This window comes from Paenibacillus allorhizoplanae, assembly GCF_927798215.1.
Classification (GTDB): Bacteria; Bacillota; Bacilli; order Paenibacillales; family NBRC-103111; genus Paenibacillus_E; species Paenibacillus_E allorhizoplanae.
This window is the reverse complement of the sequence record NZ_CAKMMW010000001.1, coordinates 605,440-621,297: the sequence shown is the minus strand read 5'-3', so window position 1 is coordinate 621,297 and position 15,858 is coordinate 605,440. Positions and strand designations below refer to the sequence as shown.

Below are 15,858 nucleotides of genomic sequence, written 5' to 3'. Positions count from 1 at the left end.
CAAGTGAAAAGGGGAAACGAGACCATTGAAAAAAACATTTACGGTGATTGTGTCAATTGGGATTATGGCGTCTATGTTAGCAGGATGTGGAAGTAAAACGGAGACCGTAACACCAGCAGCTTCAAGTGGTGCTACCAATAGTGCGAAATCAACAGAAATGCCAAAAGAAAAAGTTACACTGACATACATGGCCAGTCAAGACTGGATAAAAGATTCCGAAATGCAGCTCGCAAAAAAGTTTGAGGCGGAGACAGGCATTCATATTGATTACCAAATCGTTCCATCAGATCAGTACCAGAATATTTTGAAGACGAAACTCAATGCGAAGGAAGCCCCGGATATTTTCGGTGGACAGGACGGACAGCTTGATTTGAACAATTTGTACGGTGTCGAAAAAAATGCGGTTGATTTAAGTGGGGAAGAATGGGTAAAACGAGAAGACCCTCTGTTTGTAGAACAAGGATCCTATAATAAAAAGGTGTATGCACTAACCATTTGGGATCCAAGTTATGATTGGGTTATCGTATATAACAAAAAAATATATGAAAAGCTAAACCTAAAAGTACCGACGACTTATGCTGATTTTAAAGCGGTATCAGAGAAGATCAAGTCTGCAGGCACGACGCCTATATATGAACCCGTGTCTGATGGCTGGCATCATGTGCTTTGGTTTCCTGAGCTTGGGCCTAAATTCGAAGAAGCAAATCCTGGATTAACGGATAAGCTAAATAGTAATAAGGAGCAATTCGCGAACGTACCGATTATGGAGCAGGCACTTACGCAACTCAATGAACTTGCGAAGTCGGGTTACATGGGAGATAACTACTTTTCAAATACGTACGCTGATACAGAAAAGAACATGGCAAGCGGCAAATATGCGATGACGGTGTATAATCTTGGACTGCCGGCGCAAATCGAAAAAGCGTTCCCAGAGGTTAAAGCGGATACATTTGGCTATTTCTTGATGCCGCTTGCTGACAACCAGATATTAAATGTGAATCCTGCTGCGCCAAGTAAATTTATTTATTCAGGATCCAAACATATTGATTTGGCAAAGAAATATTTTCAGTATCTGACAAAGCCAGAAAACTTGCAATTCTTTTTGGATAACGAACCGAAGTTCTTAGCTTTGAATTTCAAAGATATTAAGAACCGTTACACACCTGATCAAAAGGCATTCTTCGATACGTATGGCAAAAAACAAGGCACCGTGTTTCAAACATCCATTAGTTACCTAAATCCGCAATGGATGGATATAGGGAAAGACATTTCAGCGATGTTTTCAGGGAAAATGCAGCCTAAGGATATTTTGAAAAGCATCGACAAAAGAAGAAGTGATGCCGCAAAAGCAGCCAAAGACCCTGCTTGGGCACAATAATTTAACGAAAGTATAAATCAGAACAGCCCAGTGGATAAGATAATACCTCTTGCTGGGTTGTTACTGAAGATAATATGGAGCGGAGAGTCCTACAATGAACAAAAGCATATATCCCTTTTATTTTTCAATTGGCGCATTGGTGCTGTATCTGCTGTTTTTTGTAATCCCAGGTTTTATGGGGATTTACTTTTCTTTTACAGATTGGAACAGTTATAGCGAAGGAATTGAATTCATTGGACTTGATAATTTTCGAACGATCTTCTCAGGGAATGAGAAATACGTATCCTATTTGAATCATACAGTTACGTTCACGTTAACAACGGCCATACTGAAAACGGGAATCGGGCTCTTCCTTGCTCTGATATTAAATCATGGCATTAAAGGTAAAAACTTTCATCGTGTTGTTATCTTTATGCCAGTTATCGTTCCTACTTTAATTGTAGGATTAATTTTTAAATCCGTACTGCATCCTGAAGTTGGATTACTGAATGAGTTTTTAAGATCCATCGGTTTGGGTACTTTGGCTAAAAGTTGGCTGACGGATATCCATTTGGCATTTAAATCCATTATTGCTGTCGATACCTGGAAAGGAGTCGGTTATATCATGGTCATTCTGCTGGCAGGCCTTCAAGCCATTCCGGATATGTACTATGAGGCTGCGGAAATGGATGGAAGCAATTTTTGGAATAAATTCAAGCATATTATTATTCCACTCTTGATGCCAGCGCTTACGGTTACGACGGTTCTTAATTTCATATATGGATTCAAAGTATTTGATATTGTGTACGCGCTTACGAATGGTGGACCGGGATACGAAACAGAAGTACTGTATACTGGCGTATTTAAGGAATTTTCCCTCGGTCGTTATGGTGTAGGTACTGCTTTGTCTACAGTCATGTTTCTTGTTATGATCGTGATTGGCTTTTTTGCAGTCAAATGGATGAGCAAAGAAGATGAGGTGGGCAAATGAAGCTGAGCATGGTGAAGAATGGTTTAAAAAATATAGCTGCCTGGATCGTGAGCATGATCACGCTAGCTCCACTCCTGTTAATTATGATTAATTCGTTAAAGGATAAAACGCAGGCTAGCTCGATGGGTTTTGATTTACCTAAACAACTACATTTTGAAAACTTCCTGGTCGTTATTGAAAAAGGGAAATTACTTCGTTCTCTCTTGAATAGCTTGTTTTATACCGGAGTTTCTACGATTTTATGCGTTTTATTAGCTGCAATGGCAGCCTATATTTACGCTAGAAACCGTTCTAGATGGAATCGTTTTTTTTACTATTTCTTAATTTTAGGCATTGCCATACCCATCAATTATTTTACATTAACCAAGATTATGCAAATAACTCATTTGATGAATACGCAAATCGGAATCATTATTCTGTACGCAGTCGTGCAAATTCCATTCAGTGTATTTATTTTATATGGATTTGTGGGAACCGTCCCCAAAGAACTCGACGAATCCGGTATTATTGATGGTTGCGGCCCACTAAAGCTATTCTTCTCCATCATATTTCCATTATTAATGCCTGCTATAGTGACAACATTTATTCTGGCTTTTATTAATTCATGGAATGAATTCTTGCTTCCTCTTTATTTTTTAAACAATGCCAAACAGTGGCCTATGACGTTATCCGTCTATAATTTCTTCGGTCAATATCAAATGGACTGGAATCTAGTTAGTGCTGATATTGTACTGACCTGTCTGCCCGCTATTATTTTGTATTTGTTAGGTCAGCGTTACATTATTTCAGGTATGACATCTGGCTCGGTAAAAGGATAAGGAATACACATTTCTGTGACAAGGAGAATTATGATGCAAATCATTCGACATATGGTGCAGGCAGATCGTCTGCTTTTAGAAACGACAAGCGGGAGAATCATGCTCGTGCCTTATTCCAACAAGATCATTAGGATTCGATATACATTGGAAGCTGAATTTAGTACGCAAGAAAGTCTAATGATAACAGGCTTGCCTGATTCGAAGATTCCCTTCACCGTAGAGGATCGGGATAGCCATTTATTATTTTCAACGACAGAACTGGCAATCCGTATCTTAAAGAAGACGGGGGCTTTTACTTATCTGGATGCGTCAGGAGCTGTATTAACCAAAGAGCCAGATCGTAGAGGCAAAACGCTTGTCCCCATGGAAGTTACGAAATCCGTGTTTGATGAATCCGCCAATATCGAAGCTGGACAAGGAGCCGATGGCCTGCGTGTCCGAGCCGACAACGTGAGAAAAGTGATAGATCGAAAAGCATTTCATACTAAGCTTGAGTTTGAATGGATGGAAGATGAGGCTTTATACGGCTTGGGTTCGCACGAAGAAGGCGTAATGAATTTGAGAGGAACGCATCAATACTTATATCAACAAAATATGAAGGCAGTTGTTCCCGCCCTTGTATCTACGCGTGGATATGGCATTGTAGTGGATAGCTATTCCATGATGACGTTTCGCGATGATGCTTTTGGTTCCTATATATGGACAGAAGTAGACGATGAAATGGATTACTATTTCATTCATGGTCCGGAGATGGACAGTATTGTGCATGGGATCCGTGAATTAACTGGAAAAGCGCCGATGCTGCCCAAGTGGACGTTCGGTTATGTCCAATCCAAAGAACGTTATACGTCGCAAGAAGAATTGATAGCCGTTGTTCGCGAGTACCGTGAACGAGGACTGCCGCTTGATTGCATTGTACTGGATTGGAAGTCCTGGACTGGAGAACTCTGGGGTCAGAAAACGCTCGATCCTGAGCGTTTTCCAGATCCGAAAGCTATGGTGGAAGAGCTTCACAGGATGAATGCACGATTGATGGTTTCTATCTGGCCCATTATGAATCCACAGAGTGATAACAATAAGGAAATGAATGAAAATAATTGCTTGCTGGGCAATCAGGCAACGTATGACGCTTTCCAGGAAAAAGGCAGACAATTGTACTGGAAGCAGGCAAACGAGGGTCTTTTTGTACATGGCATTGATGCTTGGTGGTGTGATTGCACAGAGCCTTTCGAAGCAGATTGGCATGGATCTATCAAGCTTGAACCCGAACAACGGATGCAAATTAACACAGAAGAAGCGAAGCTTTATCTTGATCCGGAGTTCATTAACGCTTATTCCTTGCTACATTCCAAAGGCATTTATGAAGGGCAACGCCAAACTACGGAGAGCAAACGCGTCGTGAACCTGACACGTTCAGCTTATGCAGGGCAGCATCGTTATGGAACGGTAACATGGTCGGGGGACATTGCAGCAAATTGGGAAACGCTGCGGAAGCAAATCCCAGCTGGATTGAATTTTTGCGCAACAGGATCGCCATATTGGACGGTGGATATCGGAGCTTTCTTTGTCCAAAACAAACCTGATCTATGGTTTTGGAATGGCGATTACGACACAGGCATTCAGGATATGGGGTACCGGGAATTATATGCTCGCTGGTTTCAGTACGGTTCGTTTCTTCCTATGTTTCGTTCACATGGAACGGATACCCCCAGGGAGGTATGGAGATTTGGTGAGCCCGGTGAGCCTATATATGATGCCATTGTTAAATTCCTCCGTCTACGATACGAATTAATGCCATACATCTATTCCTTGTCTGCCCACGTTCATCACTATGATTATACGTTCATGCGAGCGTTATCATTTGACTTCAGGCATGATCCGAACACCTATAACATTGGGGATCAGTTTATGTTTGGTCCTGCTTTTTTAGTAAATCCAGTCATTGAGCCCATGTACTACAATAGTAATTCTGACGTGCTAGAAGGTGTGAAGAAAACGAGAGATGTTTATTTGCCAGTAGGAACGGCGTGGTACGATTTCTGGACGAATCGTATTTTTGAGGGTGGGCGAATGATAGAAGCTGAGGCTCCACTTGACCGTATACCGCTTTATGTGAAGGCTGGATCGATCGTGCCTATGGGCGGGAGTATTCAGTTTGCTGAACAACGTACGGATGATAATAGACACATTCGTGTCTACACGGGGCAGTACGGCACATTCGATTACTATGAAGACGAAGGAGATAATTATAACTATGAAAAGGGTGCTTATGCACTAATTCCTATGGTGTGGGATGAGGAGAACCGAACTTTCATTATCAAAGAGCGGGAAGGCTCTTATCCAGGGATGAGGCAAAATCAATCATTTAACCTAACATTCTTGGGTGTTAGGGATGGTGATGGATCGCTCAAAGAGGCAGAGAAGAAAACGCAAATTTACTACACAGGAAACTACATAGAAATCATGGTCAAAGACTTGTAAGCGGAGATAGCCAAAGACATAGCTTGAGTACGTTACTCGATGGTACTTGAGCTTTTCCTTGTCTTACCTGGACATTCTATTACTATATCTAATCAATGTTCCTACAAATTTCCTTCCGGCCGTATGATTGTCTCTGTACGAAAGAGTTGTGAAAAACTACAATGAACTCAGAAATGATATCGCTTACAAAACGCTGTTAAGTTCGTAATGGAAGGGGGTGATTCAAACAAAACTCCTACTGGCGTGCTATCCAGAACAGTTTATAAATTTTAAATCCAAGGAGGTTTTATGAAAGTGAGAAGGAGAGCATTCATATGGATTATGACTTTGGTAATGCTATTTTCCATGTTACCATTTTCAGGGTCGGTAGTTGCGGCTGCCAGTGCGCCAAGTGCAACGATCTATGTTGCTACAAATGGCAATGATAACACAGGGGACGGAACACAAGCAAAGCCGTATAAAACGCTTGCTAAGGCAAAAACAGTAGTAAGGACTCTGCCTAAGACCGGCGGTGATATCGTCGTTCAAATTGCGGATGGATATTATTCGCTTGATGAAACCCTAGTTTTTGACAAAGATGATTCCGGAAGTGCAAGTAGCACGATCCGCTATGAGGCGGCGCCGGGTGCAAAGCCGGTAATTAGTGCCGGTGAAATGTTGAAAAAAGGCGTATGGACAGAAGCTGTTGGCCTTACCCAGACTGGCGGATTAAAGGCGTATAAAACGACCCTTAACCGGAGCGATAAGCTGCGCGCACTCTATGTAAACGATAAGGGCGCCACCATGACGAAGAGTTCGGAAATAGCTTCGGCCAACAGAACCGTCACCGGCCCCCCCACAGCCAGCTTTACCGCTGCCAATAACCCTTGGGCGTGGCAGAACGGCACCAATATCCGGGCGGGTATCGTATTCGATGCCAGCGTAGGTCTGACGACGGCAACGAAAAACCCCCAAAACATCGAAGCCGAAAGCACGGGCGGCTCCACCGCCAGATGGGCGAGGCCTTTTATCACCTTCGCGTCGATCGAACAGGCGCCGGCAGCCAGCAACAAGCCCGGCGGTATCATGTTCCGGTTCCAGATGCCGTATGGGTTCATTTCACAGTCTTTGGGTAATAACACACAATACAATCCTGGTAACAATCAAGTAATCCGTAACGCTTTCGAGTTCTTCAACAAACGCGGAAATTTCTATTTTGACCAGGCGGAAAGCACGCTTTATTACATCCCGCTTGAAGGCGAAGATATCAATACCGCCGACGTGGTTATTCCAAGGCTTGAGACGGTCCTCGACATAAGAGGGATCCCTGTAGGAGATCGGTTGAACCCTGTTGCGGGCTCGGATGATGGACGTGTCAAAAACATAACCTTCAACGGGCTGAAGTTTGCCCATACCGACTACAAACTGACTGAACTGACGGGCACATATACACTTAGCGACGGATCCGGTCCGGTAACGACCAGTTCCCGAGGCTATGCGTCCGTTCAGGGCTCTATCGTGAACAAAGTTTACTTCCCCAGCAGCATAAACTGGCATGAGACTTTCTACCGAGGGTATGACATACCGCCGGCAGCGGTAATGATCAACGCGGCGAGGAACATCAAAGTGCTGAACGGCGAGATCGGGCTTACCGGATTTAATGGCATCCATGTAGAAAACGATGCCAAGGATATCGAAATCTCGGGTAACTATATCGTAGATACGCTCGCTTCCGGCATTGTAATCGGACATCCGCAGCATATCTATGAAAACGATGTGGCGATTACGCATGAATCCAGTGTTTCGGTCTCTGGCACGCCAATAAGGAACTGGGCCGGCGTTGATAAGGAAAAATTTACGGCGGGTACGGAAGCCGTGCCGGAGAATATTTATATTACAAATAACTTTTTGTACAGGACCTGCTACGGATTCCCGGGCGCCAACGCACTGGCTTCTTTCTACACAACGAATATGCAGGTACTGCACAACTACATTTATGACACCACTTACGGTGCCATGAGCATCGGCTGGGGTTGGGACGAGTATGATGGGTTCGGCTTTACCGCCCAAGGTACCAACAAGACCGGCGGCCCTTACAATGGTACGAGTGAAACGAGCATCGCAAGGTCTCCAGCAATATCTACGACCTCCAGGAATAACAAAATAAACTTTAACCGGATAGAGCAAATTTGCACGGTAGTTAACGACTCCGGAGCCATTTACTCACTGGGACGGCAGGGCGATCCGGGTAATTTGCCGGGCGGAGGGACATGGGACACCATCAACACCGTCTACCCTTTGACAAACGACCCCGTCACCAACAAGAATAGTAACTGGAATTCTGACAACTGGACGAATTTCACCGAGATGAACTATAACTTCCTTAACCCGAATCCAACTGACAAACCCACGGACTCCAACAACTGGATGAACGGGTTTCATCCCGACGAAGGCAGCACGTTCATCAAGATGATAGGCAACGTCGTGCAGGCCAAGCTCTCCTATGCTGCGGGGCAGAGCCGTCTTATTGAGTTTAACAACTGGAAGCGCAAAAGCGATATGATTATGGTCCAAGGTTACGTAGACGGGGATAACAACCAGAATGGCGCCCCCAGGACTACTTATGACAATTACAAAAGCACAAGCCGCATTTGGCCGCTTAAGGGCAACGAAATCGTTTTGAATTCGGGCCTTACCAACGAATATACTTATATGATTCCAAGGAGCCTCATTGCCGATACCGAGTTCGAGCTGGCTTCCAACGTCATCATGGGGAAAGGTGAAAAGCTGAACCGCAGGGGTCTGCTAAAAGCTCAAGACACAGTTTGGATCGCGCCCGCGAACACAACTGTCTTTAATGAAGGTACTACGATGACAAAAGCTGCCGGCGACGTAAAGTCAATCAATGCTCCGTCTATCGCAGGAGAATACAAACTATTTATCAAATATGGAGACGGCAGAGCAACGGCCACCTCCAAGTATACGGTATACGTCGATGCAAGCGGTTCAGCAACCAACGTAGAAAATGGGAAAAGCTACGAAGTTTCAGCGGTACGGCCGCTTAAACTGACTTTGAGTACGGATTACACCTTTACGCTTAACGGCAAGCCCGTGGCGAATGGGTACGAAATCCGCACCGCAGGAAGCTGGACCTTGGTAGGCAGCACTTCGACGCCTGCTATAACTCTCAACTTTACCACCACAGTATCGGAGGCGAATAGGCTGCTCCCGGCTGACGTGTCAGTAGCCCCCGGCGGGAAAGTCAGGTTTGCGTACGATTTGGATGACGCCACAAAACAGATATGGATTTCTTCATCGAGTGACGGCAATTTTATTGAAAGCGACAAAGAAACAATGGCCTCCGGCAACATGATAGAAATAACCGCGCCAAAGTTGCCCGGTCCATACATTATTTATGTACGGTCGAAAGAAGGCGATGTTCTCAGCCAGTCGCACGCTAGTGTCGTGGTACGCGATATGACGCCTGCCGATATTCCTAGAAATGGTCTTGACTTATGGCTCAAGGCTGATGAGGGTGTGGAAAAAGATAGCAACGGCAACGTGACTGGATGGACAAATATGGGAAGCGTCCCGGCGAAGCTTGTCCCAGCGAACGTCCCCGGAAGCGGCGGTGATAATCTTGGAACACCGAACGGCAACCCCACACTTAAGAACGATGGATATGACTATGTAGATTTCGCAGCGATGTCAAGGCCGCTAAAAGCTGCAGGCTTTAAAAATTATAACGGCAGTACGCAGATGACGATATACGCGCTGGTTAGACCAACAACCACAGCCAACAACTCCAGCGACCAAAACGGCCTTGTTTATTTCGGATTGAACGAGGCTTACCAAACTTGGGCGGCCAACAGCGGTTGGAGCGGTATTAATCTGGGTGTAGGAACAAACAGAGTTAACATCCGCTTTGGTAACACGGATGGCGGCGTATCAGGCGGCGGGCAACAAATTACAACAACAGCCACTGACGGTTTGGCCAGCGTTCGGGCGCAGCTTAACGGAACCAATAGAGCTGTTTTTGTTAATAACAATGTCATCGGCACTGGAACCAACGCTAAGGCACTTTTAGGGAACAGCCCGGATCTGGGCGTAGGTTACACGATGGCGGCTGCAACTCCTTACCGCTTCCTGGGCAGGGTCTCGCAGATTCTCATTTACGACAGGGTGCTGACAGCTGACGAAATTACGAAAGTAGAAACATATTTTAACAATGTCAAAGCGGGCCGTGGTGGACCCGCGAACCCAATTGTCTCAGCGGTCGACAAAACCTTGCTGACTGCCTTGATTGAGTCCGCCAATAACAAGGAAGCTACCATTTATACAAGCAATTCATGGAACGCTTTTGCAAGCGCATTAAGTGAGGCCAAAACTGCCGTCTCAAATGGTGAGATCGGGCAGGCAGTAGTGGACAATTCATATTACGCGCTGCGTAACGCAATCAAAGCGCTTCAATTAGTACCCAGCGGAGTTTCGACTGCCGTATACGGTACGCCTGTTCTCGGCGGGGCCGTGCTCGACCTACTCTGGGATAAGACCGCCACGCTGCCGATACTTAAGCATCTGACAATGGTGAACGGTCCGACGGATGGTTACGCTAAAGTGCTATGGGACGATAGTAACCTGTATGTTCTAGTGCGTGTAAAATCCCCTGAGCTGAACAACAGCAGCAGCAACGCGTGGGAGCAGGACTCGGTCGAGATCTTTGTGGATGAGACCAATAGTAAACAAACCTCTTACGGCACAGGTATGGGACAATACCGTATTAACTATCTTAATGTGAAAAGCTTTAATCCAGGCAGTATCAGTGCGGGTTTTGAGTCTTTTGCCAAAGTCGTGGATGGCGGTTATTACATTGAAACGAAGATTCCCTTTAAAGCTGCCGTTCCTACGGTTGATCGTGTAATTGGATTTGATTTGCAGATCAATGATGCGAAAGCAACTGGTGGCCGTCAGGACATTATCATGTGGCACGACGTGACCGGACAGTCCTATGCTAACGGTTCACAATGGGGTGTGGTTGCACTTGTGGGCAAGCCGCCGGTGGTTACCGGCGCTGCTGGAGCGACCTCCATCACGACGAAAGACGGCACGCTGCAAATGTTGGCAGGAGTGCCCGTTGTATGGTCGGTAACCGCAGAAGACGGTTCGGAGACAAATGCGGCGATCATCAGCGAGACGGGATTGCTGTCGGCCAAAAAGAATGGCGTCGTGAAAGTAACGGCGAAAGCCAGCGGGTCCAGTTTGAGCAGCAGCGCGCTGATCTCAATCAGCGGTCAAGAAGTTGATACGACCCCGCCGACAACGGTCGATGATGCACCGATCCATTGGGTTAATCATGATGCAGTGGTCAATCTGACGGCAACTGACAGCGGGTCTGGCGTCGGTGAGACGTATTACACGATAGATGGCGGAGTTCAACAGGCAGGAACGACAGTGTACATTGTCGGCGAAGGCACTCATTCCCTCATCTATTGGAGCGTGGACAACGCTGGCAATGTGGAACAGCCGCATACGGCTGCAGCGAACATTGACATGACGACGCCTGTTACAGCCTTATATGTCAATCCTGAAGCTCCTGACGGCAGCAATGGCTGGTATGCACACGCTGTAACGGTAAGCTTTAGCGCAGCCGATAATCTCTCAGGTGCGGCCAAGACGGAGTACAGCCTGGACGACGGCAGCACATGGTTAACCTATACGGCTCCGGTAACGCTTAGCCAAGATAACAAATATACCGTGAGCTACCGTTCGACGGACAATGCCGGCAATGTGGAAGCAGCCAGAATGATCAGCTTCAACCTGGATCAGGCCGCTCCGACGATTACGGTATCCGGCCTAGTATACGGCTCATACAGCGATTCCATGGATATCACGCCAATCCTGACGCTCAGCGATAACTTGTCCGGAGTGGACAGCAGCAAGACAACGGTCACGCTGGATACAAAAGGCGTACAGCAAGGAGCAACGATTCCACTCTATACGCTGCCTCTCGGTTCGCACATGCTGATCGTGACGGCAAGCGATCTGGCTGGGAATACGAGTAGCCGGACGATCGTGTTCCAGACGACTGCCAGTATCCAATCCTTGCAAGCTATGGTCTCACGCTTTAAGAATGCCGGATGGATCGATAACGCAGGCATTGCGAACAGCTTGCAGAGCAAGCTCACTGCAAACAGTCTGGCCGATTTCGTGAGTGAAGTTCAGGCGCAAAGCGGCAAGCATATCTCTGCGCAAGCCGTAGGCTACTTGCTCAGGGATGCCTGGTATTTGTTACCCAAAAACTAAGAGATTATTGGCCGGCTTCCGTGAACTGACGAATCAAGCTGCGTAATGTAAGAGAGCTCTGCTGTTCTCCCCCCCTCTTGTGTAGACGAAATAGAGAAAATTTCCAAAAGCTAGTTTAATGCCCAATAAGCTGCATGTCTCTTTAAAGATGACATGTGCTTATTGGGCTTTTCATGCCAAAAGTTGCGCAAGAATGAATATTGTGTTGTTAATTTCTTCCTTATATAATGATGGAAATAGATGAGTTGGTTTGATGGTGAACGCTTACATGAAAGTTTGTCTGCTTTAGTTGAAAGGTGGCATCAACATGAAAGGGTATAAGCAATATTTCAGTGGAATCTCTATTAAAAACAAAATCTTCAGCACAAATATTTTAATAATTATCATTTCGATTTCAATCATAGCGCTTTTCGCCAACATCGTCTCTCAAAAAGCAATTATCGAGAAAGCAGTCAAAAATTCGTCAAGGGAACTTGTTCTCATTGACAATAACCTGCAGACATTAATCACGACAGTCGAAGATTATTCGAAAATATTGGCAACGGATTACAGGTTGCAAAATGAACTCTATAACGATTTTTTAGAAAATAATAACTTATCTACCTCTCATTATGTGGGGGGGTTAGATAATTTATCAATGAAAAAGACGCTCTCTGAAGTTATTAGCAACATTGTTGAGCCCAATACCAATATCAAAGCGGTAAGTGTTCTCACTTCGAATCATCAATGGGTCGATGTAGGCTTTGCGGATAATGAGTTTGCTTCCCGTATATTCGGATCCGGCCCAGAAGCCATCGATCATTCCTTTCAGCCTGTCTTGACAGGGTTAATGAAGTTCAAATTCCGCTATGAAGGGGATGATAACGTATTTGCCGTTTCCAAAACTGTGATCCATAAAGATACTGGAAAAACGGTTGGATTGGTTGTTTTATACGTAAAAGAAACGGTTATCGCCTCTATTTATGAAAGGAAAATGAACTACAAGGGAGGAAATTTCTATATACTCGATCAATATGGAAAAATCATCTCTTCCCAAAATAAAGCTAATTTGTACCGGGATTTCAAAGAGGCAACCTCGATATCAATTCCTAATTCGACAGAAGTAGAAACAGGCTTCTTTCAAGGAAACGGGAGCGAGAAGGTGCTGGTATCTACTCATCGATTGGAACCATTGGAATGGTCGATTGTAAGTGTTATTCCAATTGATGAAATTACGGTGGAGCGCAAAGAAATTAACAAATTAATTATTTGGATTGGCTCATTATGTCTATTGCTCGCATTTATTGTCTCCTATCTGTTGTCCCGATCGATCACGAGGCCGATCTTCCAACTTTCCAGAACGATGAGAGATATTCGGACTGGCCATTTGACGGTCAGAAGCTCGTACCAATCATCGGATGAAATCGGTTATTTAAACGATGTTTTTAATAATTTGATGGACCGAATCGAAGAACTAGTGGCTGAAAATGTTGAGGAACAGAAGACGAAAGCTGAGATTGAATTCAAATTGCTGCAGACGCAGGTGCAACCCCATTTTTTGTATAATACCCTTGAAACGATCATATCGCTTATTAAGCTGAATATGAAAACAGAAGCCATTACAGCAGCGAAATATATGGCCAATTTCTATAAAATTTCGTTAAGCAAAGGTAACGATATTATTACACTTAGAGAAGAAATGCAACTATCTGAGAGTTATTTGGAAATCCAGCAATTGCGCTATGTGGAGTATATGGAATATACAATGGATATTGACGAGGAAATTATGTCGAGTTCGATTTCGAAGTTAACGTTGCAGCCGATTGTGGAAAATGCTATCTATCATGGACTTAAGAGGAAAATGGAAAAAGGCTTATTGAGGATTACTGGGCGCCGATTGGGTGACGAGGTGCGTATTGAAATTTACGATAACGGCGTGGGAATAGAAGAATCCCAAATAAAGGGATTGTTGAAGGAAGTTTCGGACTCCAGTGAAAGAACTGGCTTCGGAGTCAGAAGTGTCCATAATCGGATTAGAATGCTATATGGGGACAGATACGGATTAGAGTTAGAAAGCGAAGTAGGCTTATATACCAGAGTTACCATCCGTTTGCCGTTCAAACCATTGCGGGAGGTATGAGATGTTAAAAGTGCTCATTGTCGATGATGAATATTACTTTAGACAAGCGTTGAAAATTTCACTGCCTTGGGAAGAGTTGGGTTTCCAGATCGCTGGCGAAGCGAAGAATGGAGAGGAAGCTCTAGCATTGATGTCTGAAATTGGTCCGGATATCGTCTTGGTCGATATTAATATGCCTATTATGGATGGCATGGAATTTATTCAGAAAGCCAAACAATCTGAGCAGGAAACAAAATTTATCATGTTAACAGGTCAAAGCGAGTTTGTATATGCCAAAATGGCTGTACAGCTTGGGGTTTTTAATTACGTGCTCAAGCCGATTGACGAAGATGAACTTAAAAACTCCCTACTTGAGATTAAGAATCTGATTGACAAGGAGCACTCTGTAAAGCTAGATTATGAACACTTAAAGAAACAGGCAAAAGAGCATATGCCGATGTTGAAGGAGCGATTATTGAATGAATGGCTGCAGGGCAGTAGAGTTATAGACCCCTTATCTTCTACAGACCGATTGCAGTATTTGGGCATCAATCTGGATGCTCCATTTCATATGGTGATCGTAGTCAATATTGATTCACAAGATGATCTTGTTACCAAAGAAGACATGCATATTCGCAAGCTGGCTGTTCAAGATATAGCCCAAGAATTTATTCAAAACACGTACTCGTTTGCTAGTTGCCACGATACGAACGATCGGTATGTGATGATAATTGGCGTTCCTAATGCTTCTTACGAAAGAATGGAAGCGATTAGTGAAGCGATTCGGAAATCGGTTCAGGCGACTTTGGGATGTACGGTAACGATTGGCGTTGGCAATGGATACCCTGCCTTTGAATCGATATCCGTGTCCTACCAAGAAGCCTTATTTGCTTTGAAACATCGGTTTGTTTTAGGAGGCAATCAGGTTATACTTCATTCCATGATAGCCGAATCCGGTATGAAGGTCAGTTTATTCTCCGTTGAAAGGAGAATCGGGCTGTTAATGAATATGCGAATTGGTAATCTCTCTGAGACAGAAGAGTGGCTCACGACTTTTTTCCAGGATGCTCGTACCAAGAACGCTTCCACTGAAATGTTGTTTGTTGCCGCACTTGAAATCGTATCCACTTGTTTGGAATTTTTGGATGAGATGTCGCAAAGCTTCGAACATGTATTTCAGGATACGGCTCAAACTGATATTTTTCAGTTCATTCAGCAGATGAACTCTCTTGGCGAACTGGAGAGATGGATTCGTAACCTGATTCTTAAAGTGATTGCACATGTACATGGCAGAAAGCAAAATAGAGCGGCAAGAATCGTGGACGAGGTAAAATCGTATATTCAAAGTCATTATGGAAATGAAGAACTACGTATCGTTGATCTCGCAAAGAGTGTCCATATGAACTACAATCATCTCTGTTATGTATTTAAAAAAGAAACCTCCATTACAATTAACGACTATTTGACTGAAATACGCATCACGAAAGCAAAGGGACTTTTCGATCAAGGAGAGAAGATCGTACAATACGTCGCAAGTCAGGTCGGGTACGCTGATGCCAATTATTTCGGTAAATGTTTTAAGAAGTATATTGGAATTACCCCCAGTAAGTACGTGAACAATATCCAATAGCGTAGTTTTAAGAATATGGCACAATGAGGCATTTATCGAGAATGTCTCATTGCGCCTTTTTTTGCAATTGCAAACAATTTTCCTTTCTGTCCGAGAATAGTCTCTGTAATTATTTATGTGGAATCCGTAGAATGAAATTAAGGATGATACCGCTTCCATTGAGGGATCAACCAAATAGATACAATATACTTTGATCAAACT

8 protein-coding genes are annotated in these 15,858 nt (G+C 44.4%); 7 read left to right on the top strand and 1 reads right to left on the bottom strand.

Features of this window, described 5'->3' with window-relative positions; genetic code table 11:
- Positions 1-25: 25 nt before the first annotated feature.
- The 4 genes from L6I86_RS02105 to L6I86_RS02090 all read left to right on the top strand — a co-directional run bounded on the left by L6I86_RS02105 (position 26) and on the right by L6I86_RS02090 (position 5,647).
- Positions 26-1,378: an ABC transporter substrate-binding protein gene (locus L6I86_RS02105; RefSeq protein ID WP_236284260.1), complete on the top strand. Its 1,353-nt coding sequence runs from the start codon at positions 26-28 to the stop codon at positions 1,376-1,378.
- 94 nt (positions 1,379-1,472) lie between these two features.
- Positions 1,473-2,348, top strand: a complete 876-nt coding sequence (locus L6I86_RS02100) for a carbohydrate ABC transporter permease (RefSeq protein WP_236284259.1) — start codon at positions 1,473-1,475, stop codon at positions 2,346-2,348.
- Positions 2,345-3,166, top strand: a complete 822-nt coding sequence (locus L6I86_RS02095) for a carbohydrate ABC transporter permease (RefSeq protein WP_236284258.1) — start codon at positions 2,345-2,347, stop codon at positions 3,164-3,166. The genes L6I86_RS02100 and L6I86_RS02095 overlap by 4 nt, the downstream gene beginning before the upstream one ends.
- A gap of 33 nt (positions 3,167-3,199) precedes the next feature.
- The gene (locus tag L6I86_RS02090; RefSeq protein WP_236284257.1) at positions 3,200-5,647 is read left to right on the top strand and encodes a glycoside hydrolase family 31 protein; all 2,448 of its coding nucleotides are present in this window, start codon (positions 3,200-3,202) and stop codon (positions 5,645-5,647) included.
- Between the two features lie 758 nt (positions 5,648-6,405).
- Here L6I86_RS02090 and L6I86_RS02085 read toward each other — a convergent pair.
- Positions 6,406-6,714, bottom strand: coding sequence for a hypothetical protein (locus L6I86_RS02085; RefSeq protein ID WP_236284256.1), 309 nt, complete (start codon positions 6,712-6,714; stop codon positions 6,406-6,408).
- On the opposite strand from L6I86_RS02085, the gene L6I86_RS02080 reads away from it, so the two are divergent.
- The 3 genes from L6I86_RS02080 to L6I86_RS02070 all read left to right on the top strand — a co-directional run bounded on the left by L6I86_RS02080 (position 6,713) and on the right by L6I86_RS02070 (position 15,657).
- The gene (locus tag L6I86_RS02080; protein WP_236284255.1) at positions 6,713-11,929 is read left to right on the top strand and encodes a sugar-binding protein; all 5,217 of its coding nucleotides are present in this window, start codon (positions 6,713-6,715) and stop codon (positions 11,927-11,929) included. The genes L6I86_RS02085 and L6I86_RS02080 overlap by 2 nt on opposite strands.
- A gap of 307 nt (positions 11,930-12,236) precedes the next feature.
- Entirely contained in the window at positions 12,237-14,048 is a 1,812-nt protein-coding gene (locus L6I86_RS02075) for a sensor histidine kinase (RefSeq protein ID WP_236284254.1), read from the top strand.
- A gap of 1 nt (position 14,049) precedes the next feature.
- A complete protein-coding gene (locus tag L6I86_RS02070) occupies positions 14,050-15,657 on the top strand; it encodes a response regulator transcription factor (protein WP_236284253.1) in 1,608 nt (535 codons plus the stop codon).
- The last annotated feature ends 201 nt before the right edge of the window (positions 15,658-15,858 follow it).